This window comes from Pseudomonas sp. microsymbiont 2, from assembly GCF_054788395.1.
The window spans coordinates 4,982,652-5,003,909 of sequence record NZ_CM139112.1; the positions used below are offsets into that span (position 1 = coordinate 4,982,652).

At 64.5% G+C, this 21,258-nt stretch carries 23 protein-coding genes and 1 tRNA gene; 10 read left to right on the top strand and 14 right to left on the bottom strand.

Annotation, left to right across the window (positions count from 1 at the left end; genetic code table 11):
* Positions 1 to 268: 268 nt before the first annotated feature.
* Positions 269 to 1,483: an MFS transporter gene (locus ACYUME_RS22475; protein WP_279888799.1), complete on the bottom strand. Its 1,215-nt coding sequence runs from the start codon at positions 1,481 to 1,483 to the stop codon at positions 269 to 271.
* Between the two features lie 192 nt (positions 1,484 to 1,675).
* On the opposite strand from ACYUME_RS22475, the gene ACYUME_RS22480 reads away from it, so the two are divergent.
* Positions 1,676 to 2,608 (top strand): FecR family protein, encoded by a 933-nt coding sequence (locus ACYUME_RS22480; RefSeq protein WP_460416950.1) that lies wholly within the window; start codon positions 1,676 to 1,678, stop codon positions 2,606 to 2,608.
* A gap of 96 nt (positions 2,609 to 2,704) precedes the next feature.
* Positions 2,705 to 2,781, top strand: a tRNA-Met gene (locus tag ACYUME_RS22485).
* Between the two features lie 55 nt (positions 2,782 to 2,836).
* Here the strand turns inward: ACYUME_RS22485 and ACYUME_RS22490 are convergent.
* Entirely contained in the window at positions 2,837 to 3,451 is a 615-nt protein-coding gene (locus ACYUME_RS22490) for a LysE family translocator (protein WP_460416952.1), read from the bottom strand.
* A gap of 180 nt (positions 3,452 to 3,631) precedes the next feature.
* Between ACYUME_RS22490 and ACYUME_RS22495 the strand changes: the two genes are divergently transcribed.
* Complete coding sequence (locus ACYUME_RS22495) at positions 3,632 to 4,537, top strand: LysR substrate-binding domain-containing protein (RefSeq protein WP_460416954.1); 906 nt, start codon at positions 3,632 to 3,634, stop codon at positions 4,535 to 4,537.
* Here ACYUME_RS22495 and ACYUME_RS22500 read toward each other — a convergent pair.
* A complete protein-coding gene (locus tag ACYUME_RS22500; RefSeq protein ID WP_460416955.1) occupies positions 4,477 to 5,061 on the bottom strand; it encodes a D-Ala-D-Ala carboxypeptidase family metallohydrolase in 585 nt (194 codons plus the stop codon). The two genes, ACYUME_RS22495 and ACYUME_RS22500, sit on opposite strands and share 61 nt — an antisense overlap.
* 64 nt (positions 5,062 to 5,125) lie before the next feature.
* Between ACYUME_RS22500 and ACYUME_RS22505 the strand changes: the two genes are divergently transcribed.
* Positions 5,126 to 6,289, top strand: coding sequence for a hypothetical protein (locus ACYUME_RS22505; RefSeq protein ID WP_460416956.1), 1,164 nt, complete (start codon positions 5,126 to 5,128; stop codon positions 6,287 to 6,289).
* A 147-nt stretch (positions 6,290 to 6,436) separates the two neighbouring features.
* Here ACYUME_RS22505 and rimI read toward each other — a convergent pair whose 3' ends face one another.
* Both rimI and ACYUME_RS22515 read right to left on the bottom strand, forming a co-directional pair.
* Positions 6,437 to 6,892: a ribosomal protein S18-alanine N-acetyltransferase gene (rimI, locus tag ACYUME_RS22510; RefSeq protein ID WP_028691170.1), complete on the bottom strand. Its 456-nt coding sequence runs from the start codon at positions 6,890 to 6,892 to the stop codon at positions 6,437 to 6,439.
* On the bottom strand, positions 6,889 to 7,680 hold the full coding sequence (locus ACYUME_RS22515; protein WP_279888787.1) for an energy transducer TonB: 792 nt from the start codon (positions 7,678 to 7,680) through the stop codon (positions 6,889 to 6,891). Before ACYUME_RS22515 ends, rimI begins: the two co-directional genes overlap by 4 nt.
* Before the next feature lie 262 nt (positions 7,681 to 7,942).
* Between ACYUME_RS22515 and mksB the strand changes: the two genes are divergently transcribed.
* From mksB to mksF, 3 genes are read left to right on the top strand one after another with little or no spacing between them, the layout of a single operon-like run.
* Positions 7,943 to 9,232: an Mks condensin complex protein MksB gene (gene mksB, locus ACYUME_RS22520; protein WP_460416959.1), complete on the top strand. Its 1,290-nt coding sequence runs from the start codon at positions 7,943 to 7,945 to the stop codon at positions 9,230 to 9,232.
* Positions 9,222 to 9,929 (top strand): Mks condensin complex protein MksE, encoded by a 708-nt coding sequence (gene mksE, locus ACYUME_RS22525; RefSeq protein WP_011532174.1) that lies wholly within the window; start codon positions 9,222 to 9,224, stop codon positions 9,927 to 9,929. The genes mksB and mksE overlap by 11 nt, the downstream gene beginning before the upstream one ends.
* Entirely contained in the window at positions 9,926 to 12,757 is a 2,832-nt protein-coding gene (gene mksF / locus ACYUME_RS22530) for an Mks condensin complex protein MksF (RefSeq protein ID WP_460416961.1), read from the top strand. The genes mksE and mksF overlap by 4 nt, the downstream gene beginning before the upstream one ends.
* A 129-nt stretch (positions 12,758 to 12,886) precedes the next feature.
* Here mksF and ACYUME_RS22535 read toward each other — a convergent pair whose 3' ends face one another.
* The 5 genes from ACYUME_RS22535 to rplU all read right to left on the bottom strand — a co-directional run bounded on the left by ACYUME_RS22535 (position 12,887) and on the right by rplU (position 16,584).
* On the bottom strand, positions 12,887 to 13,333 hold the full coding sequence (locus ACYUME_RS22535) for a CreA family protein (protein ID WP_279888512.1): 447 nt from the start codon (positions 13,331 to 13,333) through the stop codon (positions 12,887 to 12,889).
* Positions 13,334 to 13,356: 23 nt separating this feature from the next.
* Positions 13,357 to 14,475 (bottom strand): glutamate 5-kinase, encoded by a 1,119-nt coding sequence (gene proB / locus ACYUME_RS22540; protein ID WP_460416963.1) that lies wholly within the window; start codon positions 14,473 to 14,475, stop codon positions 13,357 to 13,359.
* 87 nt (positions 14,476 to 14,562) lie between these two features.
* Entirely contained in the window at positions 14,563 to 15,786 is a 1,224-nt protein-coding gene (gene cgtA / locus ACYUME_RS22545; protein WP_050706889.1) for an Obg family GTPase CgtA, read from the bottom strand.
* A gap of 188 nt (positions 15,787 to 15,974) precedes the next feature.
* Entirely contained in the window at positions 15,975 to 16,232 is a 258-nt protein-coding gene (gene rpmA / locus ACYUME_RS22550) for a 50S ribosomal protein L27 (protein ID WP_003247464.1), read from the bottom strand.
* Positions 16,233 to 16,269: 37 nt separating this feature from the next.
* Positions 16,270 to 16,584: a 50S ribosomal protein L21 gene (rplU, locus tag ACYUME_RS22555; RefSeq protein WP_003247466.1), complete on the bottom strand. Its 315-nt coding sequence runs from the start codon at positions 16,582 to 16,584 to the stop codon at positions 16,270 to 16,272.
* 245 nt (positions 16,585 to 16,829) lie between these two features.
* On the opposite strand from rplU, the gene ACYUME_RS22560 reads away from it, so the two are divergent.
* The 3 genes from ACYUME_RS22560 to ACYUME_RS22570 all read left to right on the top strand — a co-directional run bounded on the left by ACYUME_RS22560 (position 16,830) and on the right by ACYUME_RS22570 (position 18,724).
* Positions 16,830 to 17,798: a polyprenyl synthetase family protein gene (locus ACYUME_RS22560; RefSeq protein ID WP_460416966.1), complete on the top strand. Its 969-nt coding sequence runs from the start codon at positions 16,830 to 16,832 to the stop codon at positions 17,796 to 17,798.
* 187 nt (positions 17,799 to 17,985) lie between these two features.
* The gene (locus tag ACYUME_RS22565) at positions 17,986 to 18,327 is read left to right on the top strand and encodes a zinc ribbon domain-containing protein YjdM (protein ID WP_460416968.1); all 342 of its coding nucleotides are present in this window, start codon (positions 17,986 to 17,988) and stop codon (positions 18,325 to 18,327) included.
* A gap of 151 nt (positions 18,328 to 18,478) precedes the next feature.
* A complete protein-coding gene (locus ACYUME_RS22570) occupies positions 18,479 to 18,724 on the top strand; it encodes a PA4570 family protein (protein WP_038707330.1) in 246 nt (81 codons plus the stop codon).
* 127 nt (positions 18,725 to 18,851) lie between these two features.
* On the opposite strand, the gene ACYUME_RS22575 is transcribed toward ACYUME_RS22570, so the two are convergent.
* From ACYUME_RS22575 to ACYUME_RS22590, 4 genes are all read right to left on the bottom strand, one after another.
* Positions 18,852 to 19,469 (bottom strand): FKBP-type peptidyl-prolyl cis-trans isomerase, encoded by a 618-nt coding sequence (locus ACYUME_RS22575; RefSeq protein WP_279888507.1) that lies wholly within the window; start codon positions 19,467 to 19,469, stop codon positions 18,852 to 18,854.
* 85 nt (positions 19,470 to 19,554) lie between these two features.
* Positions 19,555 to 19,860 (bottom strand): DUF6482 family protein, encoded by a 306-nt coding sequence (locus ACYUME_RS22580; protein WP_279888506.1) that lies wholly within the window; start codon positions 19,858 to 19,860, stop codon positions 19,555 to 19,557.
* A 179-nt stretch (positions 19,861 to 20,039) separates the two neighbouring features.
* Positions 20,040 to 20,528: a TIGR00645 family protein gene (locus ACYUME_RS22585; RefSeq protein WP_279888505.1), complete on the bottom strand. Its 489-nt coding sequence runs from the start codon at positions 20,526 to 20,528 to the stop codon at positions 20,040 to 20,042.
* Positions 20,529 to 20,766: 238 nt separating this feature from the next.
* The gene (locus ACYUME_RS22590; RefSeq protein ID WP_279807301.1) at positions 20,767 to 21,105 is read right to left on the bottom strand and encodes a PA4575 family protein; all 339 of its coding nucleotides are present in this window, start codon (positions 21,103 to 21,105) and stop codon (positions 20,767 to 20,769) included.
* Positions 21,106 to 21,258 lie beyond the last annotated feature (153 nt).

A 21,258-nucleotide genomic window follows, 5' to 3' on the forward strand; every position in this document is an offset into this window, starting at 1 on the left:
GGCGACAGGCTGGCGATGGGAGCGGAGACTACGGGTACGGCGCATTGCATCGACTACGCAGGTAAAGAGGAGGCGGCACTCTAGGCCATGCGGATCCGGGCCGTCAATCGCCAGGGTCTACACACTTCCCTGTAGGAGCGGCCTTGTGTCGCGAAAGGGCTGCGCAGCGGCCCCAGGATTATCGCGTTAAGGCACAGATTGCCGGGGCTGCTTCGCAGCCCTTTCGCGACACAAGGCCGCTCCTACAAAGAATGCATCCGGCAGACTTTCAGCGCTTGCCGGTGGACGGCAGGAACACCGCCAACAACCCGAACAACGGCAGGAACGAGCAGACCCCATACACGTACTCGATCCCTCGCAGGTCAGCCACATACCCCAGCAGCGCCGCGCCGATGCCGCCGAAACCAAACATCAGTCCAAAGAAAATCCCGGCAATCATCCCGACATTGCCTGGCACCAGCTCCTGGGCATACACCACGATGGCCGAGAACGCCGACGCCAGGATGAAGCCGATCACCACGCTGAGCACGGTGGTCCAGAACAGATCGGCATACGGCAGCGCCAAGGTGAACGGCGCCACGCCAAGGATGGAGAACCAGATCACCGCCTTGCGCCCGATGCGATCGCCGATCGGCCCGCCGAAGAAGGTGCCAGCCGCCACCGCGCCGAGGAACAGGAACAGGTGCAGTTGCGAACTGGCCACCGACAGCTGGAATTTCTCGATCAGGTAGAAGGTGAAGTAGCTGGTGAAGCTGGACATATAGAAGTACTTGGAGAACACCAGCAGCCCCAGCACCACCAGCGCCAGGATCACCCGCTGGCGCGAGATGCCGTGGGTAGCCTGCACCGCCTTGCGCGCCTTGGCCTGGTTGAGGTGTTCCTTGTACCAGCGGCGCAGCATCAGGGTCACGGCGAAGAAGAACAGCCCGGCTACGCCAAACCAGGCCACATGGCTCTGGCCGAAGGGAATGACGATCGCCGCCGCCAGCAGCGGGCCGAGGGCCGAGCCGGCGTTGCCGCCGACCTGGAAGCTCGACTGGGCCAGGCCGAAGCGCCCGCCCGAAGCGAGCCGGGCAATGCGCGAGGTCTCTGGGTGGAAGGTCGACGAGCCGATGCCCACCAGCGCCGAGGCCAGCAGGATCATCGGGAAGCTGCCGACGAACGCCAGCATCACGATGCCCACCAGGGTGCACAGGGTCCCCATCGGCAGCAGGTTTGGCGTAGGCCGCTTGTCGGTGAAAAAGCCGACCCACGGCTGCAACAGCGAGGCGGTGATCTGGAAGGTCAGGGTGATCAGGCCGATCTGGGCGAAGCTCAGGTCGTAGTTGGCCTTGAGCATCGGATAGATCGCCGGTAGCACCGACTGGATCAGGTCGTTGATCAGGTGCGCCAGGGCGCAGAAGCCGATGATGCGCATCACCAACGGGGAGGCCTGGCTTGCCGGGCTGCTGGCGCTGGAAGTCGTGGTACTGCTGATGGCCATGGGCTGGATGTCCGTCCGCGGGTTGGGCTCCGATTATCGTGAAACAAATAGATACGAAGCTACCTTTTTATTCTGGCGCGCCTTCCATCCGACACGTACTTGTAAATAATTCTCAATATATTTAGCATCCTTGCCTCTTTCCCCCGTAAACGCTGGGCGAAACCGCCCCGCCCCTGCGAGCAGACCGATCCCATGAGCCCGATGCCCGCCTTGCAGCCCACGCCCGACCCCGAACAGGAAGCCCTGGACTGGTTCTCGCGCCTGCGCCAACCCGGCTGCGACGAGGCCCTGCGCCAGGCATTCGCCAGCTGGTGCCAGGATCCGCTCAACGCGAGGGCCTATGCCCAGCTCGAGGCTTACTGGCAGCAATTGCAGGTCCCGGCGACGCGCCCGCGACCACGCATCGCCAAGGTCCGCCGCAGCCGTGCCGGACTGTGCCTGGCGCTGCTGTTTCTAATGCTGGTGGGCGCGCTGGTCTGGCTCTACTGGCCAGTGATGCAGCGCCTGGGCAGCGAACTGCACACCGACAGCGGTGAGCGTCGCAGCGTGCGCCTGGCCGATGGCTCGACCCTGCACCTGGACAGCGCCAGCGCGATGAATGTCGACCTGCGTGGCCGCACCCGCCTGCTGCAACTGGTGCAAGGGCAGGTGTACCTGGAGGTGATGCTCGATGGCCGCGCCATGGAGGTGCAGGTCGATGACACCCGGATCCAGGTGTTCGGCAGCCGCCTGCAGATCGCCCGCCATGCCAACTACGACGAACTGGTGGTGTTCGGCGGCAAGGCTGCGGTGTTGCAGGGTGGCGACCAGCGCCTGGTCAATGCCGGCGAACGGGTGACGTTCAGCGAAAACCGCATCAATCCGGTCGAGAAGATCGACGCCAAATTGGCCGATGCCTGGCGCAACGGCCAGTTGAAGGCCAGGAACCTGCCGTTGAGCGAGGTACTGGAACGCCTGGCCAACTACGGTGGCCAGCGGGTCTGGATGATGAATGAGCAAACGGCCTACCAGCGCGTCAGCGGCGATTTCGACCTCGACCGCCCGGCGCAGAGCCTCGAGCGCCTGGCCGCCGATCAGCAACTGCGCCTGCACAATCTGCTCGGCCACTGGCTGATCGTGCGCTGAACCACCCTTCTCGGCTAAGTTTTTGAAAGGTTGGAAATTTTTTTTGAAAACGTTGTTGACAGGATCGCGATTCGAGCTAATAATGCGCGCCAAGTTGGCTACATAGCTCAGTTGGTTAGAGCATAGCATTCATAATGCTGGGGTCCGGGGTTCAAGTCCCTGTGTAGCCACCACCTTTTAAAAAGGGCTTATCGAAAGATAAGCCCTTTTTTTTGCCTGCGAAAAAGTCTATTTCACCCCCGCCACCACGACCGCCAACCCCAGGCCGATCAAGGCTACCCCGATGACACGATCGACGACGCGCTGTCGCTCGATCATTGCCGCGCGCAGGCCCGCGCTGGAAAAGAACACCGCCACCAGGCTGAACCACACCCAGTGCGCGAAGGACATGAACGCACCATAGGCGAAATCCAGCGCCAGCGGGCTGCCCGGCTGCACCACCTGGGTGTAGGCGCTGACCACGAAGAGCATGGTCTTGGGGTTCAGCGCATTGGTCAGAAAGCCCGTGCGCAGCGCGCTGGCCACGCTTGCCTGGCTGGACGCCAGGCCGTCGAGGCTGATGCGCGTGGTGTTGGTCAGCGACTTGTAGCCGAGATAGACCAGATAGCCCGCGCCCACCACCTTCATCGCCAGGAACAGCGACGGGCTCTGGCTGATGATCACGGCAATGCCAAGCACGGTGTACAGCACATGCACCTGCACGCCCAGGGCGATGCCCGCCGCGGCGGCGAGGCCTGCCTTGCGGCCCTGTGCATAACTGCTGCGGGTGACCATGGCGAAGTCGGCGCCTGGGCTGATGACGGCCAGAATGGTGAACAGGGCGACGGCGATGAGTTCGTTCACGAACAGGTATCCTCGATGAAAATTCACGGAAGATGGGATTATCCTGATGCCTGGAACAAGTAAAAATCGATTTATATTGAGGCTGATCTGCTAGTTTTCCTGACATATCCTCATGAACTCTAACGCCGCTATCGCGTGGGAGCGGGCTTGCCCCGCGATAGCGCCGGAACAGGCCAGCACATGAAACTGCCTCCCCTCACCGCCTTTCGCTACTTCGACATCGCCGCCCACAGCGAAAGCTTCGTGCGCGCCGCCGAACAGCTGCACGTCACCCACGGCGCCGTCAGCCGCCAAGTGCGCCTGCTCGAGGAAAGCCTCGGCGTGGAACTGTTCGAACGACGCAACCGGGCGGTCTTCCTCACCCGCGCCGGGCGCGACCTGCACGCCACCACCCAGGCGATCTTCGAACAGCTCGAAGGCACCGTGCAGCGCTTGCAGCAACCCCTCCAGGACAACGTGCTGGTGGTGTCCTGCGAGCCGACCATCGCCATGCGCTGGCTGATCCCGCGCCTGCCACGCTTCAACACCGAACATCCCGACCTGCAGCTGCACCTGGTGGCGGCGGGCGGCCCGGTGGACTTCGTGCGTGGCGGCATCGACCTGGCCTTGCGCCGCGACGACTTCCACTGGGATCGCCAACTGCACAGCCTGAAGATCTGCGATGAATGGATCGGGCCGGTCGCCACGCCGGCCTTCGCCGGCCAGCACCTGTTGCACAGCGCCACCCGCCCGGATGCCTGGGCGACCTGGCTGCGCTTGAGCGGCCAGGATATTCGCCAGGAACAGCGCAGCGACTTCGAGCACTTCTACCTGTCGATCCAGGCCGCCAGCGCTGGCATGGGGCTGGCCGTGGCGTCAGCACTGATGGTTCGCGACGAACTCGAAAACGGTCAGCTACAAGCCCCCTTCGGCTTCCTGCGTGATGGCTCCAGCTACCACCTGCTCAGCCCACAAGCACTGGATGACGGCAGCAAGCGCCAGCGCTTCGCGCAGTGGGTCAGTGCCGAATGCCGAGCCTGTCTGGCTCATCTGGGCTTGCTGCAGAACGACGAACCGGCGCCGCCATCGCCGCCCCAGGTTCGGTAACCGGCCGTATCGATATGGATGCGCCCCGAGGGGTAACGACCCAATCCCATGTTCCAGGCCTGGCCATGCCGTTGCCAGAACAGGCACAGCGGATTGGGATCGGCCCAGGGCGGCAATAGCAGGTCGACAGCGAAAGCGCGCATGTGCGCGCTGCTCGACGCACCGCCAGCGCAGGCATTGAGCCGTGGGTCGCGATAGGCCGAGACCACTTCGAACTGACGCAGCGCCCCGTGTTCGTCCAGCGTCTTGATCAATGCCAGGGTCGAGCGTACCGCCGGCCAGTGGCTCGCCGGCGGTACCGCGAAGGGCGATGCCTTGCACAGCCGCCAATCCGAGGCCGAGCGCAGCAGCTGGTGGATCGGCACCACGCCGTACAACCGCGCATCCACCAGCATTTCCCGGAATTTGCGGTTCTCGTGATCGCCTGCCCACTGGGCAAACATCCACACATCCCGCTCGTCCGCCTGGACCGCCCCCTGCCCGATCAACAGGCTAGCCAATAGCCATGCCTTGCCGCTTTTCATGCCCCCACCTCTTCATCCACCATGGGCGCCCGCCGTCCTGGCGGCCACTGACAAGGAGTTAAGCATGCACAAAATTGCTGTATCGGGCCTGGCCGCCCTCGCCTTCAGCGGCCTGGCCATGGCCGACGCGCAGATCGACCTGGGCGATGCCCAACGGGTCACCCGGTTGTTCGCCTACCCCAACAACTGCAACGTGATCTGCTACCGCGACTGGAGCCTCGAGCAGACGGTCGAGCACTACCTCACCCAGAGCGTGCAGCGCGATGGCTACGCCAATGCCAAGGTCACGGTGAACCGCGACCACGACACGCTGCACGCCAGCATCACCGGCGTGCCGGCCGGCTATACCGAGCCCTTGCGCAAGCTGCTCGACAGCGGCGATCTGGCCTACCAGGGCGCTACCCGCCTCAACCAGAAAGGCGGCTGGGACTACAGCTGGTACCTGTTCCTACCCCTGGGGATGGCCCTGGAGAACCGCCGCAGCGTCGAGTTGCTGCACTTCCCGCCGGACTATTCGCTGACCCGCTACCAGGACTACCTGAAGTCCAACACCACCGACCGCTGGGCGCAGCTGCTGACCTTCAACGGCGTCGAGGCGACCCAGACCCCGGCCTACCAGACCATCGTCGACATCGCCCCGATCGCCGCGCCCGCCAGCGCGGGCAAGGACCTGGAGGGCGTCTACGCCTACTTCAACGACTATCAGGTGCGGATGGTCAAGGAAGTAGCCCTCACCCACGACGGCAAGGCCGCCTTGCCGATGGTCGCCTTCGGCGCGCCGGTGCGTGCGTGGATCCAGCAGCAGTACGGGCCGAAGGTCAACGTGCTGGGGCTGGTCAGCATCGTGCCGGAGCCGGACAGCGCCAAGGTGCCCGTGCTCGGCGCCAACCACCCGAGCGCGATCTGGTACGCGGCCGACCCGAAAAGCTACGACGGCGACCAGGACAAGGCCGACGCCGCCGGCCTGAAGATGATGGGCCAGGACCTCTCTGCTGCCTGCTGGCAGGCCGGCATGGGCCGCAACCCGCAGGCCGATGCCAAGCTCACCCTGCAAGCCTGCACCAGCAAGTGGCAGGTGACCCAGAAGAAGCAGACCTGCGAGCTGTTCTACCGCACCATCCGCGACATGAAGCCGGAGCAGGCGGCGGCCAAGTGCAATACCGGAACGGTGACGCGCAGCCTGCGAGATCTGCGCAAGCCGATCGAGGTGGAACACCCGCAGATCTGAGCCGACTGCTTACGCGGTCCCTGTAGGAGCGGCCTCGCGCCGCGAAAGGGCCGCGTAGCGGCCCCGGCATTATCCGCTTGATGCGCAGATCTGGGGGCGCTTCGCCCCCCTTTCGCGGCACAAGGCCGCTACTACAGGGGACGGTGCTCAGTCTTCGAGCAACGTACAGGCCATCACCAGCGCGTCTTCCCGCCCACCCGCCACCGGATAGTAGTCACGACGCCGGCCAATTTCATTGAACCCATAGCGCTCATACAGGCGATAGGCCGACTGGTTGCTGGCGCGCACTTCGAGGAAACACTCGCGACCATTGAGCTGGTAGGCCCGCGCCATGAGGTGCTCGAGCAGGCGCAGCCCCAGCCCGCAGCCCTGGTTTTCCGGCTTGACGGTGATGTTGAGCAGGTGCGCCTCGTCGATGATCACGTTGATCACGCCATGGCCGACCTGCTGCTGGCCAACGAACATCAGCCACACTTCGTAGGACTTCAGCGCATCCTGGAAGATGCCGCGGGTCCAGGGGTGGCTGAAGGCGGCATATTCGATCTTAAGCAGGGCATCCAGATCCGCCTCGGTTGCCGGGCGGAAACTGATCGAGTCACTCATTCAACGCTCTTCCAGCGCGCCATCAGCTGGCGCATGGCTTTCCAGACGTCCGCCTTGCGCGGCGGCTCATCCATCAACAGTTCAAGGCCAGGCAAGGCCCAGGCATCGCCGAGCAGGTCGACCTTGAGTTCTTGGTAGTAAGCATCGGCGTCGGCCTGGCCGGCGAAGCGAATGGCCGGCAGGCCGATCAGCCACAGGCAGGTGCATGGCGCTTCTTCCAGGCGCGCGGCGATGAAACCCTGGACGAAGTCCCGGGCGGCATCCGGGCCCTGGTCCATGTTGCCGCGCATCAGCAGCGGCCAGCGCACCGGCTCGCCGATGATCTGCGGGGAATCCGGCAGGCCGGCGGCGCGCAGCATGTCCTTGAGCAGCAGGTACGACGGGTCGCGGCTCTGGAACGGCTGGCCGGTGGCCAGCTCGACCAGCAGCAGGCAACTGCCGGCACGCAGCAACTGCAGGGCGAAGCGGGGTGGAGGCACCGGTGCCGGGCGTGGCGCGGGGGCCTCCCGCTCGGCCTCGACCGGCTTGGCGGCGGGTTTCGGCGCGCTGCCAGGGCGCGGGATCTCGATCTTCGGGCGCTCGGCACGCGCCAGGGGCGCTGCCGGGGTGGCACTCGGCACCGCTGCCGGAGCGGCCGGACGCACCTCGAAGTCGACCTCCTCGACCGGCGCCACCGGCAACAGCAGCTCCGGCCGCGACGGGGCGGCGAACGGCAGTTCGGCGCGCGGCAGCCAGTGCACCACTTGCATGGCGGACAGGTAGGCGCGGCGGCGGGACTCGATCAGCAAGGCGCGGGTATCCGGTGGACGAAATCAGGCGGGCATTCTAACTCCGTCGCCCCGGATGCGCCGCAACAGATTATCGGCCATCGCGGGGCAAGCCCGCTCCCACGCCTGCATTAGGGCGTGGGAGCGGGCTTGCCCCGCGATGGGGCCGGTGAATCCCCCCTTAAAGCCTCAGGGTTATCCCCATAACAGACCAAGGGGTGAAATCCTCCCCCCCGGATGCAGTACAATCGCCCCTTTTATTTGGCAACGAGTCGACCCGCCAATGATCGAACCCAAGCGCGTCCTGCGCGCCCTAGCCGAACACTGGGCCCTGATCGAGCCGCTGTGCGAGCGCTTCGACCAGGGCACCCTGAGCCTGGTCGAGCTGCGCCAGCAGCTGGCCCGCCAGCAGGTGGAAAGCACCCCGCAGGACATCACCCAGCTGCTCGATGTGTGGATCCGCCTGGACATTCTGGTCCCGGTGGCCAAGAGCCCGAACCGCTTCGAGCTCAACGCGCAGATCCACGACTTCCTCGCCTACCTGCGCCGCGAACACCGGCTGGGCCTGTGCCTGGAGATCGAGGCCTACCTGCGCCACTTGGAACGCCTGGCCGGGCATATCCAGGACGCCTTCGACAACCGCGACAGCGACGACCTGGCGCGCCAGCTGCGCCTGCTCGACATGCGCGTGCGCGATGTGCTGAAGAAACTCGACAACGACGAGCAGGCGCTGGTGGCCGTGGCCGAGCGGGCCAAGACCAGCAACCGGCAGATCCCTCTACGCCAGCGCTATGCCGAGGTACTGGCGACCTGGGACGAGTACGTCGAGCCGATGATCCAGCTGGTCAACGCCGACGGCGCCTTCGAGCAAGGCGTGCGCAAGGTCGAGACCGTGCTGCTGCGCCTTTTGGGCGAGCAGGCGCGCCTCGGCCACCTGGTCGACGACGACATGCTGCTGCGCACCCACGCGCGCATCCTCGAGATGCAGACCAGCGCCCAGCTGACCCTGCGCCACGCCCGCGAACTGCTGCTGCCGCTGCGTGAAGAAGCGCGCCGGCACAACGCCGTGACCCGAGGTGCCGCACTGGCCTTGTCGGTGATCCGCAAGAAGGGCATCGACGCCGTGCCGCAGGCGGCCATGCCGCTGTTCACCCGCCCGCAGAGCACCTTCCTCGGCAGCGCCAGCCAGGTCGAGGCCTACGTCTACGCCCTGGCCCGCTTCGAGCCGAAGCCTGCGCGCTTCCCGAAGGCGCACAAGACGCAAAAGGGCCCTCTGCCCCGCGCCCCGCGCACGGTCAAGGAAATGCTCGAACGCTGCGAGGACGCCCTGCCGCTGCCGGACCTGATGGTCTGGCTGCTGGAGCAGGAGCCCGAGGGCGCCACCGACGAGCTGCTGTACTGGTTCTCGCGCCTGTCGCGGGAAAAGCGCTTCAGCCGCGAGCGCCTCGATCGCCAGCAATACCTTACCCGCGAACACCTGGTCAGCTTGCGCTCCTTCGCCCTGACCTCCAGCCGCGACAACAAGCAGGCGACCCCGACCGAATCCACCGCGAGCCCCGTCCATGCATCTTGATCTTTCCGAACTGTCCCAGCTCGCGCCGATCTTCCGCGAGCTGTTCAAGGGCTTCCACATCAGCCGCCGCGACCCGGAGCTGTACGCCCAGCTGTCGAACTTCCAGGACCAGTACCGCACCCTGTTCAAGGCCCTGGGCTTCGAGCTGGTCTGCGACACCCGCGGCTTCTACTACTTCGTCCCCGAGCAGGCCGCCGCGCAGGTCAACAAGACCGCCCAGCGCCTGTCGCTGTTCACCTTCATCCTGGTCGAGCACCTGGCCGACCAGGGCCGCGACCCGATGGCCGTGCTCGACGGCGGCAGCATCGGCCGCGACGAACTGCCGTCGCTGCTGGACAAGTACCGCGACCTGTTCCTGCAGGCCGAAGTGCAGACCGTCGACGAGCTCGAAGAAAAGATCATGCGCCGCATGACCCAGCTGGGCTTCGCCTTCGAGGAGGGCGGCATCTACCGCTTCATGCCGCCGATGCACCGCTTCCTCGACGTGTGCCTGTCGGTCCAGCAGGACCGCGACCTGGCCGCCACCCTGCACAGCGACCTGCCGCTGCCGGTGCCCGTGCTGGTGGTGGAGGAAACCCCCGAGGAACTCAACCGCACCGACGACCCGCTCGACCTCACCCCGTTCGACGGCGAGGAAAGCGAAGAGGACGCCCTGGCCCGGGCGATCCGCGAAGAGCAACAGGAGATTGACGCATGAGCCAGGAACGCTACGGCATCCGCCGCTTCGCACTGCTCAACACCGCCGGCTACAGCCTCGGCCTGTTCCCCCTGGAACACCCGCTGTCGGTCTACGGCGCCAACAACCTGGGTAAATCGGCGTCGATCAACGCCCTGCAGTTCCCGATCCTGGCGCGCATGTCCGACATGAGCTTCGGCAAGTACAGCCTGGAGCAGTCGCGGCGCTTCTACTTCGCCAGCGACACCAGCTACATCCTCACCGAGCTGAACCTGCCCCACGGCCCGCACGTGATCGGCGTGGTCGGCCGCGGCCCGGGCGGCGGCTTCGGCCACCAGTTCTTCGCCTACCAGGGCGAGCTGGACCTGGCCCACTACCAGAAAGACGACACCTGCCTGCGCCAGAAGGAGCTGTTCACCAACCTCGAGCGCCATGGCCTCAAAGCCTACGAGCTCAAGCCGGACGAGCTGCGCCGGCTGCTGGTCGGCGGCCACACCTCGGTGCCGCTGGACCTGACCCTGATCCCGCTGCGCTCGACCAGCGAGCAGAGCCTGAAGACCTTCCGCGCGCTGTTCATCAACCTGCTGCACATGCGCGAGATCACCGCCGCCAAGCTCAAGCAGCTGTTCCTCGACGCCTTCGAGCACAGCCTGCGCTCGGGCAGCGTCGACTACATCGCCGCCTGCGAAGAGGCCTTCCGCGACGTACGCCGCATGGAGGGCGACTACAACGCCCTGGTGGCCGCCGGCCCCCTGGTCGAGGCCCTGGCCGGCGGCGTGGCCCAGCGCGACATCCTGCGCGGCAAGCTGCACCGCATCTCGCCGCTGCTCGACAACCTGCTGGGCACCTGGCAGGAATACGCCATGGCGCGCAAGGAAGAGCTGGTGATCCAGTCCGAGCACTACCGTGGCGAGCAGGACCGCCTGCAGAACGACCAGCGCGGCGGCACCCAGGAGCTAATGCGCCTGGAGCGCGAGATCACCGGTATCCAGCGTTGGCTGGGTGAGCTGTCGGTGCTCAAGCACCGCTTCGCCCTGGTCACCGACGTCAAGGTGCTGGAGCAGCAGCTGCTGGCCGCCAAGGACGCCCACGACGAACTGGCCGGTGCCCTGGCCCAGTCGCGGCAGTTCTCCGCCGAGGATCTCGACGAGCGCGTGCGCGACCTGGAAAAACGCGTGAAGGCGGTCAAGCTGCAGCTCGACCACGCCGACAACAACAGCTATGCCCGCCTGCGCGAGGAGTTCTCGCAGCAGGACGTCGATCGCCTGATGCGTCTGTTCAACGGCGCGCTGTTCAGCCTGCCGCTGGGTGACCGTGGCATCGAGCTGGACGACAGCGACGTCTGGGTGAAGACCCTCGAAGGCGTGCTCGACCGCTTCAAGGGCGAGCGCTTCGAAGTGCCGGGCCTGTCCATCGATATCTCGCACATCGACCCGCCCGCGCTACAGGCCCTGGCCGACCGCGCTGCCCTGCGCGACCAGAAAGAGCGCCTGGAAAAAGAACTCAAGCAGCTCAAGACCCAGCAGGCCGTGGCCCTCGACCGCGCCGCCAGCAAGGCCCAGACCGAAGCCCTGTACCAGCAGGTGCTGGATGCGCAGAAGGCCCTGGAAGACTTCCGCCGCACCGAAACCCTGACCGCAGAAGAGCCGGAGAAGATGGAACAGCTCGGCCAGCTGGAAGCCGCCCAGGACGAACTCAAGCGCTCCAGCGACGCCTTCACCGAACGCGTCCAGCAGCTGTCGGCCAAGCTGCAGCTGGTGGGCCGGCAGATCGCCGACCTGGAAGCCAAGCAGCGCACCCTGGAAGACGCCCTGCGCCGTCGCCAGCTGCTGCCGGCCGACCTGCCGTTCGGCACGCCGTTCATGGAAGCCATCGACGACTCCATGGACAACCTGTTGCCGCTGCTCAACGACTACCAGGACAGCTGGCAGGCGCTGCAGCGCGTGGACAACCAGATCGAGGCGCTGTACGCCCAGGTGCGCCTCAAGGGCGTGGCCAAGTTCGACAGCGAAGACGACATGGAACGCCGCCTGCAGCTGTTGATCAACGCCTACTCGCACCGCACCGAGGAAGCGCTGACCCTGGCCAAGGCCCGCCGCGCGGCGGTCACCGACATCGCCCGGACCCTGCGCAACATCCGCAGCGACTACGACAGCCTCGAGCACCAGCTGGCGCTGTTCAACCGCGAGATCAACAAGCGCCAGGTATCGAACCTGGAGAGCTTCCGCGTGGTGCTGGCACCGAACAAGGAAGCGCTCAAGCACATCGACCAGATCATCCACAGTGCCGGCCAGTACGAGGAAGGCGAAACACTGTCGGTGTTCGACCTGACGCAAAGCGCCGAACAGGATCACAAGAACGAAGAGGCCAAGGAGTACCTGGCGCGACTGGTGGCAGCCAACCACAACCAGCTGGGCCTGAAGGACCTGTTCGAACTGGCCTTCGAGATCACCAAGATCAACAGCCAGCCGGTGATCCACGCCGACATCGACGGCGCCGCGTCCAACGGCACCACCATGACCATCAAGGCGCTGACCAACATGTACTTGTTGCTGCACCTGATGGACCGCGACCTGGCCGGGCGCATTCGCCTGCCCTACTACCTCGACGAGGCGGCGGACATCGACGAACGCAACCAGGCGGCGCTGCTGGAGACCAGCCAGCAGCTGGGCTTCGTGCCGATCCTGGCGAGCGTGAAGCCGCAGGTGTCGGCGCGGGTGGCGATCGACCTGGAAGGCGGCAGCGGGCCGAACGGCATCTACATCGACGAGGCGGACTGGAAGTACATCAGCCGTCGCGACGAGGTCAAAGCCATCGTGCGCGAGGATGAGGCCGAGGAACTGGCCTGATTCGATGTATTGGGGCCGCTTTGCGGCCCTATCGCGACACAAGGCCGCTCCTACAGGGATTTGCGTACCCCTTGTAGGAGCGGCCTTGTGTCGCGAAAGGAGGCCAAAGGCCTCCCAAAATTCGGGAAGTTACTGCTGTGCCCACGGCACAATCGGAATCGCCGTCACCGCATTCTGCGGGCTGCCTTCGATCACCCGATCGCTGTACACCAGGTACACCAGCGTATTGCGCTTCTTGTCGAGAAAACGCACCACCTGCATGGTCTTGAACACCAGCGAGGTGCGCTCTTTGAACACCTCTTCACCGTCTTTCAATTCACCCTTGAAGTGAATCGGTCCGACCTGGCGACAGGCGATCGACGCCTCGGCACGATCCTCGGCTAACCCCAGGCCACCCTTCAAGCCACCGGTCTTGGCTCGCGACAGGTAGCAGGTCACACCATCGACCTTGGGATCATCGAAAGCCTCGACGACAATGCGGTCGTTCGGCCCGACGAACTTGAACACGGTGGATACCTGGCCAATCTCTTCGGCCCCGGCCAGCATCGGCAGCGCCAGCGCCGCCACGGCAATCATCCTTTTCAGCACGGTGATCTCCTTCAGACCAGGACCAGGTTGTCGCGGTGCACCAGCTCAGGCTCGGCGCTGTAGCCCAGCAGGTTCTCGATGGCGTCGGACGGTTGACCGATTATCTTCTGCGCCTCCAGGGCGCTGTAGTTGGCCAGGCCACGGGCCACTTCCAGGCCGTCGGGGCCGACGCAGACCACCATCTCGCCACGGCGGAAGCTGCCCTGCACGGTCTTCACGCCGACCGGTAGCAGGCTCTTGTTCGATTCGCGCAGCGCCTTCACGGCGCCGTCGTCAAGCACCAGGGTGCCTCGGGTCTGCAGGTGGCCGGCCAGCCACTGCTTGCGCGCGGCCAGCATGCCGCGCTCGGGCGACAGCAGGGTGCCCAGGCGCTCACCGGCTTTCAGGCGATCGAGCACGCGCTCGATACGACCACCGATGATGATGGTATGGGCACCGGATCGGGCGGCCAGGCGCGCGGCGCGCAGCTTGGTCTGCATGCCGCCGCGACCGAGGGCGCCACCCGTGCCGCCAGCCACGGCATCCAGCGACGGATCATCGGCTCGGGCTTCGTAGATCAGCTGGGCTTCGGGATTGTTGCGCGGATCGGCGTCGAACATGCCATCGCGATCGGTGAGGATCACCAGCAGGTCGGCTTCCACCAGGTTGGCCACCAGGGCGGCCAGGGTGTCGTTGTCGCCGAAGCGGATCTCGTCGGTGACCACGGTGTCGTTCTCGTTGATCACCGGCACCACGCCCAGGTCGACCAGGGTGCGCAGGGTGCTGCGGGCGTTGAGATAACGCTTGCGATCGGAGAGGTCGTCGTGGGTCAGCAGGATCTGCGCGGTGTGCTTGCCATGCTCGCCGAAGCTCGACTCCCAGGCCTGCACCAGGCGCATCTGGCCGAGCGAGGCGGCGGCCTGCAGCTCGTTCATCGCGCTCGGTCGCGTGGTCCAGCCCAGCTGGCTCATGCCTGCGGCCACGGCCCCGGAGGAGACCAGCACCAGTTCCACGCCCGCTTCGCGCAGGGCCACCATCTGCTCGACCCACACCGCCATGGCGCCGCGGTCGAGGCCCTTGCCATCGGCGGTCAGCAGCGCGCTGCCGATCTTCACGACCCAGCGCTTGGCGCCAGTCACCTTGCTTCGCATCTTCTCTTCCAACCTATGTCGAATCTGTAGATACCGTGGATACAAAAACGCCGCTCCAGAGAGCGGCGTTCAGTGTATAGCAACCGATCAGTCGCGCACGTAAATGATTTCCGGGCCGTCTTCGTCGTCCTCGAAATCATCCCAGTCGTCATCGTCGCCGATGTCATGCACGCTCTTGACGCCGGTGCGGCGCAGGGTGCGGGCGTCGTCCAGGGCCTGCAGCTGGGCGCGGGCCTCGTCTTCGATGCGCTGGTCGAGTTCGGCCAGTTCCTCGGCGTAGGCCGGGTCGTTGGCCAGGCGGTCGGCGCGGTCCTCGAGGTAGCGCATCAGGTCGTGGCTGAGCTTCTCGGTGCCCTGCTTGGCGATGGCCGAGATCACGTAGACCGGACCTTCCCAGTTCAGGCGCTCGACCACTTCCTTGACGCGCTCGTCGCGCTCGTCATCCATGATCATGTCGGCCTTGTTCAGCACCAGCCAGCGCTCACGATCGACCAGCGCCGGGCTGAACTGCGCCAGCTCGTTGATGATGATCTCGGCGGCATCGGCCGGGCTGCTGCCGTCCAGCGGCGCCAGGTCGACCAGGTGCAGCAGCACGCGGGTACGCGCCAGGTGCTTGAGGAAGCGGATACCCAGGCCGGCACCTTCGGAAGCGCCTTCGATCAGGCCGGGGATGTCGGCGATGACGAAGCTCTTCCAGCGGTCGACGCTGACCACGCCCAGGTTCGGCACCAGGGTGGTGAACGGGTAGTCGGCAACTTTCGGCTTGGCGGCCGAGACCGAGCGGATGAAGGTGCTCTTGCCGGCGTTCGGCAGGCCCAGCAGACCGACGTCGGCCAGGACCTTCATTTCCATCTTCAGGTCGCGCTGATCGCCGGGTTTGCCCGGGGTGGTCTGGCGCGGCGCACGGTTGGTGCTGGACTTGAAGCGGGTGTTGCCCAGGCCGTGCCAGCCGCCCTGGGCGACCATCAGTTTCTGGCCCGGAGTGATCAGGTCACCGATGACTTCCTGGGTGGCCGCGTCGATCACGGTGGTGCCCACCGGCACGCGCAGGAACAAGTCGTCGCCCTTCTTGCCGGTGCAGTCGGTGCTGCCGCCGTTGGAGCCGCGCTGGGCTTCGTGGTGGCGGGTGTAGCGGTAGTCGACGAGGGTGTTGAGGTTCTCGTCGGCCACCATGTACACCGAGCCGCCGTCGCCACCGTCACCGCCGTTGGGGCCGCCGTTCTCGATGAATTTCTCGCGGCGGAAGCTCATGCAACCGTTGCCGCCGTCACCGGCCTTAACCCGGATCGATACTTCGTCTACAAACTTCATTCAAAACCGCCTCTCGTCGGATGACGAGTCGAAAACCAGAAAACCATGAGGCTCTTGCGAAGATGAGCGCGGCGGCCCCGTACGAACCAGAAACCAACGCCGGCAGCCCATTCAAACAGCTTTGCAAGAGGCTCACCACAAACGAAAAAGCCCCGTCGCATGACGGGGCTTCTGGAGCGACGTCGCGATTAAGCGGCGACGATGCTCACGTAACGGCGCATGAACTCGCCTTTCTTCTCGAACTTGATCACGCCTTCGATCTTGGCGAACAAGGTGTGGTCCTTGCCCATGCCAACGCCGTAGCCAGCGTGGAATTCGGTGCCGCGCTGACGGACGATGATGTTGCCTGGCTTGATAACCTGGCCGCCATACATCTTCACGCCAAGGCGTTTCGATTCTGAGTCGCGACCGTTACGAGTACTACCACCAGCCTTCTTGTGAGCCATGGTTCAATTCTCCAATAAATTCAGGGGATCGGGGCGATTAAGCCTGGATACCGGTGATTTTGATTTCGGTGAACCACTGGCGGTGGCCCATGCGCTTCATGTGGTGCTTACGACGACGGAACTTGATGATGCGAACCTTGTCGTGGCGGCCTTGGGAAACGACTTCGGCCACTACTTTAGCACCAGCAACGACTGGAGCGCCGATGGTGACTTCTTCACCGTTGGCGACCAGCAGAACGCGATCGAAGGTCACGGATTCGCCAGTGGCGACTTCCAGCTTTTCGATCTTGAGGAATTCACCTTCAGCGACTTTGTACTGCTTGCCGCCGGTAACGATTACTGCGTAAGACATTTTGAATCTCCGATAATCCTGCTCACCCAGCGCTTTATATGATGAGTATTGGCTGGCATGGCTGCACGGGGCTGGAACGGCCCTGTGCAATTGCGTAAGGCAGGTGCTGCCCAGGAAAGTTAGGGTGCGCGATTGTACGCAACCCTATAAATGCTTGCAAGTGGCGGCCAGGCCTCGCGGGCACCGCGCCTTGACACACCGGTACCTGCGACCTAGCATGCCGCGCAACCTCAATGGAGCAGCCGATGCAACCCCAATCCTTCTACCGCGCGGTAGCTGACGATTTCAGCGCCGTCGACGAGATCATCAAGAAGCAGCTGACCTCGCGCGTGCCGCTGGTATCGAAGATCGGCGACTATATCACGTCCGCCGGCGGCAAGCGCCTGCGTCCGCTGCTGGTGCTGCTGTGCGGCAAGGCCCTGGGTCGCGAAGGCGACGACCTGCGCCTGCTGGCGGCGACCATCGAGTTCCTGCACACCGCCACCCTGCTGCACGACGACGTGGTCGACATGTCCGGCATGCGCCGTGGCCGCTCCACCGCCAACGCCCTGTGGGGCAACGCGCCGAGCGTGCTGGTGGGCGACTTCCTCTACTCGCGCTCGTTCGAGATGATGGTCGAGCTGGGCTCGATGCCGGTCATGCAGATCCTCTCCAAGGCCACCCGGGTGATCGCCGAGGGTGAAGTGCTGCAGCTGTCGCGCGTGCGTGACGCCAGCACCACCGAAGAGGTGTACATGGACGTCATCCGCGGCAAGACCGCGATGCTGTTCGAGGCCTCGACCCACAGCGCCGCCGCGCTTGCCCAGGCCACCGACGCGCAGCGCGAAGCCCTGCGCACCTTTGGCGACCACCTGGGCGTGGCCTTCCAGCTGGTCGACGACCTGCTGGACTACAAGGGCGACTCCGAGACCCTGGGCAAGAACGTCGGTGACGACCTGGCCGAAGGCAAGCCGACCCTGCCGCTGATCTACACCATGCGCGAAGGCACCCCGGAGCAGGCCGCGCTGGTACGCCAGGCGATCCAGAAGGGCGGCCTGGAAGACCTGGAGCAGATCCGCATCGCCGTCGAGGCGTCCGGCGCCCTGGACTACACCGCGCAGATGGCCCGCGACTATGTCGCCCGCGCCATCGCCTGCCTGGAAGTGCTGCCGGCGAGCGAGTACCGGGATGCCCTGGTCGAGCTGAGCGAATTTGCCGTGGCACGCACTCACTAAAAAGAATCGCGTCGCCCTCTTCGCGGGTAAACCCGCTCCCACAGGTCCCCCACTGCTCTTGAAAAGCATGGGATACCTGTGGGAGCGGGTTTACCCGCGAATGCTTTTGCACAGGCAAAACACATTTTCCCGGCAAAACCTTATACAATGTGCGCCTTTGTCCCGCCTGTACTTGAAAGGAAAAGCCGTGAGCACTCTGCCACCCTGCCCCCAATGCAACTCCGAATACACCTATGAGGATGGCACCCAGCTGATCTGCCCCGAATGCGCCCACGAGTGGTCGGCCAACGGCGACGCCGAAGCCGCCAGCGACGACGTGGTGAAGAAGGATTCGGTCGGCAACGTCCTGCAGGACGGCGACACCGTCACCGTGATCAAGGACCTCAAGGTCAAGGGCTCGTCCCTGGTGGTCAAGGTCGGCACCAAGGTCAAGAACATCCGCCTGTGCGACGGCGACCACGACATCGACTGCAAGATCGACGGCATCGGCGCGATGAAGCTCAAGTCCGAGTTCGTGCGCAAGGTCTGATCTCCTATCCCTCGGGGCTGCCCAGCGGGCGGCCCTGACAGATCCTGCAACAGGATCGCCTGCACCATTCGGAAGAATTCTTCCAATAGTCCCTTGCTATTTTGATAATAAGAATTATTCTCATTGGAACCGCTATCCAAGGAGAATAGCCATGACCTATCTGATCGACGCCTGGCTCGACCGCCCCCACCCTTACCTGCGTATCCTGCATCGCGAAACCGGCGAGGTGTGCGCCGTGCTCGAGGAAGACGCGCTCGACGAACTGCGCGACCAGGGCGACCTGGACCTCATGGGCCTGAATTCGAGTGAACCTGGGGTGCTCAAGGAGCTGGTGAGGAATCTGTTTCTGTTCTGCTATGCGCGGGCGTTGCGCCCCGGGGGAACAGACTGGAATTGAGGCCGGCATCACTGGCCTCTTCGCGGGCAAGCCCGCTCCCACAGGTCTCTCATTGCTCTCGATTACAGCGAGCTTCCTGTGGGAGCGGGCTTGCCCGCGAATGGGCCGCAAAGCGGCCCCGGCGGCATTACAGAACGTCGAGCAGCTCGACGTCGAACACCAGCACGCTGTGCGGCGGGATGCTGCCGACGCCCTGGGCGCCGTAGGCCAGCTCGCTCGGCACGTACAGGCGCCATTTGCTGCCGGCGTTCATCAGCTGCAGGGCCTCGGTCCAGCCGGCGATCACGCCACCGACCGGGAACTCGGCCGGCTGGCCGCGCTCGTAGGAGCTGTCGAACACGGTGCCGTCGATCAGGGTGCCGTGGTAGTGGGTACGCACGTTGTCTTCGCGCGACGGCTTGGCGCCTTCGCCTGCGGTCAGCACTTCGTACTGCAGGCCCGAGGCCAGGGTCACGATGCCTTCGCGCTTGGCGTTGTCCGCCAGGAATTCCTTGCCGACGGCAGCGGCGGCTTCAGCCTTGGCGGCCGCTTCGGCCTGCATCACTTCGCGGATGACCTTGAAGGCGGCCGACAGGTCGGCTTCGCTGACGCGGCTGTCGGCGCCGTTGAAGGCGTCGGTCAGGCCGAGCACGATGGCGTCCAGGTTGACGCCTGGTGGCGGGTTGTCGCGCAGCTGGCCGCCCAGCTGACGGCCGATGCCGTAGCTGACGCGGGATTCGTCGGTGGACAGGTTGAGTTCGGACATTGGCTTGCTCCGCTTTAGGGCGCGCTGCAACCGCGCCCTGATGAAAAGGGCGAGCAGCCTAGCACACTGGCGCCGCGCGAAGCAGCTACCAGGCCGAACGCTGGGAAATCGGGACTTTGAGGTCTTCTTCCGGGTGCAAGCCCATGCCGCACATCTCGTCCTGCACGGACCAGTGCACCAGATTCATCGATAGCAAAGGGGTCGCTTGCAGAAGCAGGCGCGCATCTTCGACCGAGTGCACGCGCAGGCGCTGGCCACGCTGGTCGTCCAAGGGATGGGTACGGCCTTTGACCCGGGCCTCGAGCAGGTAGTCACCGCCTTCGATGGCGATCAGATTGAGTTCGTCGACATGGCCAGCCCTGGCCTCGGTATTGAGCTGATGCAGGTTCATGGGCGCACCTCGCTGCGGGAACCACGCATGAGTGCTCATTTTTTGTACAGAACCTTGGATTAGACAAGGCACCACTCGTCAGTTGCAGCGCATTGCCTTCTTCGCGGGTAAACCCGCTCCCACAGGGTTGGCAGAGGACCTGTGGGAGCGGGTTTACCCGCGAATGGCCCTTGCAGGCATCAGTGCTTGGTGAGGCGATCCAGATAACCCATGACGAACGCCGAGATGACGAAGGTCATGTGGATGATCACGTACCACATCAGGTACTCGGTGGAGATGTTCTGCGCATCCATGAACACCCGCAGCAGGTGGATCGAGGAGATGGCGACGATCGACGCGGCGACCTTCATCTTCAGCGACGAAGAGTCCATCTTGCCCAGCCAGTTGAGCTTTTCCTTGCTCTCGTCGATGTCCAGTTGCGAGACGAAGTTCTCGTAGCCGGAGATCATCACCATCACCAGCAGGCCACCGACCAGCGACATGTCGATCAGCGACAGGATCACCAGGATCAGGTCGGCCTCGGCCAGGCTGAAGACGTTGGGCAGGACATGGATGATTTCCTGGAAGAACTTCAGGGCCAATGCCAACAGGCCCAGCGAGAGGCCGAAGTAGATCGGGGCGAGCAGCCAGCGCGAGGCATACATCGCGTTTTCGAGGATACGTTCCATGGACAGTAGGGGACTCGTGAGGTGACTGGAAAAGCGACGGCGAGTATAGCCAGCCACCTGCGACAGCAAAAGCCTGCGGCGGCTTGCCGCAGCGCATCGTGCGAGCTTTGTGGAGGAGGCTTCGTGGGAGCGGGCTTGCCCCGCGATGGCGCCAGCCGCCCTGTCACAATAGCCAAGCCGGACCTTTATCGCGGGGCAAGCCCGCTCCCACGGGAACCTGGCTGCACAGGAAAAACGCTCAGGTTTCGGGGTGGAACTGGTAGTCCCCAAGGTTGCGGCAGCGCTCGCCATTGATCCGCCGTAACTGCGCCTGCAGGTGCAAGCACCAGATCTGCGGGTCTTCCGCCACCTGATAACCATGAAGGGTGAGGCTGTCGACGATGGCGTTCATCACCGACTCGGCCACCTGCGGGCCGTGGAACGGCCCCTGGGCCTTGATCGCCGAGGGTTGTTCACCGGCCATGCCGGCGGCGAACAGCAGGGTCCACATGCCATTGTCGCCAGCCAGTGGACGGATGCTGCATTCGATGCGGGTCACCAGGCCCAGGCACTGGCGGGTGAGGCTGAGGTTGCGCATGACGGCGTCCCCTCTGTAAAGCCCTGTTCAGCCCGAAACCGTCAGGCTGTTTCCATCCTGAACCCTGATAGCGTCCTTAAGTTCCACTGTAGCCGACTTGAGGAATAAGTTAGAAAACCGGCGCTGAACGGTAGCACTTCGCCGTTAGCGCCG

Coding starts and splice junctions, on each gene's coding strand:
- ACYUME_RS22475 (WP_279888799.1), bottom strand. CDS start 1,483: ATGGCCATCAGCAGTACCACGACTTCCAGCGCCAGCAGCCCGGCAAGC.
- ACYUME_RS22480 (WP_460416950.1), top strand. CDS start 1,676: ATGAGCCCGATGCCCGCCTTGCAGCCCACGCCCGACCCCGAACAGGAA.
- ACYUME_RS22495 (WP_460416954.1), top strand. CDS start 3,632: ATGAAACTGCCTCCCCTCACCGCCTTTCGCTACTTCGACATCGCCGCC.
- ACYUME_RS22500 (WP_460416955.1), bottom strand. CDS start 5,061: ATGAAAAGCGGCAAGGCATGGCTATTGGCTAGCCTGTTGATCGGGCAG.
- ACYUME_RS22505 (WP_460416956.1), top strand. CDS start 5,126: ATGCACAAAATTGCTGTATCGGGCCTGGCCGCCCTCGCCTTCAGCGGC.
- rimI (WP_028691170.1), bottom strand. CDS start 6,892: ATGAGTGACTCGATCAGTTTCCGCCCGGCAACCGAGGCGGATCTGGAT.
- mksB (WP_460416959.1), top strand. CDS start 7,943: ATGATCGAACCCAAGCGCGTCCTGCGCGCCCTAGCCGAACACTGGGCC.
- mksE (WP_011532174.1), top strand. CDS start 9,222: ATGCATCTTGATCTTTCCGAACTGTCCCAGCTCGCGCCGATCTTCCGC.
- mksF (WP_460416961.1), top strand. CDS start 9,926: ATGAGCCAGGAACGCTACGGCATCCGCCGCTTCGCACTGCTCAACACC.
- ACYUME_RS22535 (WP_279888512.1), bottom strand. CDS start 13,333: ATGATTGCCGTGGCGGCGCTGGCGCTGCCGATGCTGGCCGGGGCCGAA.
- proB (WP_460416963.1), bottom strand. CDS start 14,475: ATGCGAAGCAAGGTGACTGGCGCCAAGCGCTGGGTCGTGAAGATCGGC.
- cgtA (WP_050706889.1), bottom strand. CDS start 15,786: ATGAAGTTTGTAGACGAAGTATCGATCCGGGTTAAGGCCGGTGACGGC.
- rpmA (WP_003247464.1), bottom strand. CDS start 16,232: ATGGCTCACAAGAAGGCTGGTGGTAGTACTCGTAACGGTCGCGACTCA.
- rplU (WP_003247466.1), bottom strand. CDS start 16,584: ATGTCTTACGCAGTAATCGTTACCGGCGGCAAGCAGTACAAAGTCGCT.
- ACYUME_RS22560 (WP_460416966.1), top strand. CDS start 16,830: ATGCAACCCCAATCCTTCTACCGCGCGGTAGCTGACGATTTCAGCGCC.
- ACYUME_RS22570 (WP_038707330.1), top strand. CDS start 18,479: ATGACCTATCTGATCGACGCCTGGCTCGACCGCCCCCACCCTTACCTG.
- ACYUME_RS22575 (WP_279888507.1), bottom strand. CDS start 19,469: ATGTCCGAACTCAACCTGTCCACCGACGAATCCCGCGTCAGCTACGGC.
- ACYUME_RS22580 (WP_279888506.1), bottom strand. CDS start 19,860: ATGAACCTGCATCAGCTCAATACCGAGGCCAGGGCTGGCCATGTCGAC.
- ACYUME_RS22585 (WP_279888505.1), bottom strand. CDS start 20,528: ATGGAACGTATCCTCGAAAACGCGATGTATGCCTCGCGCTGGCTGCTC.
- ACYUME_RS22590 (WP_279807301.1), bottom strand. CDS start 21,105: ATGCGCAACCTCAGCCTCACCCGCCAGTGCCTGGGCCTGGTGACCCGC.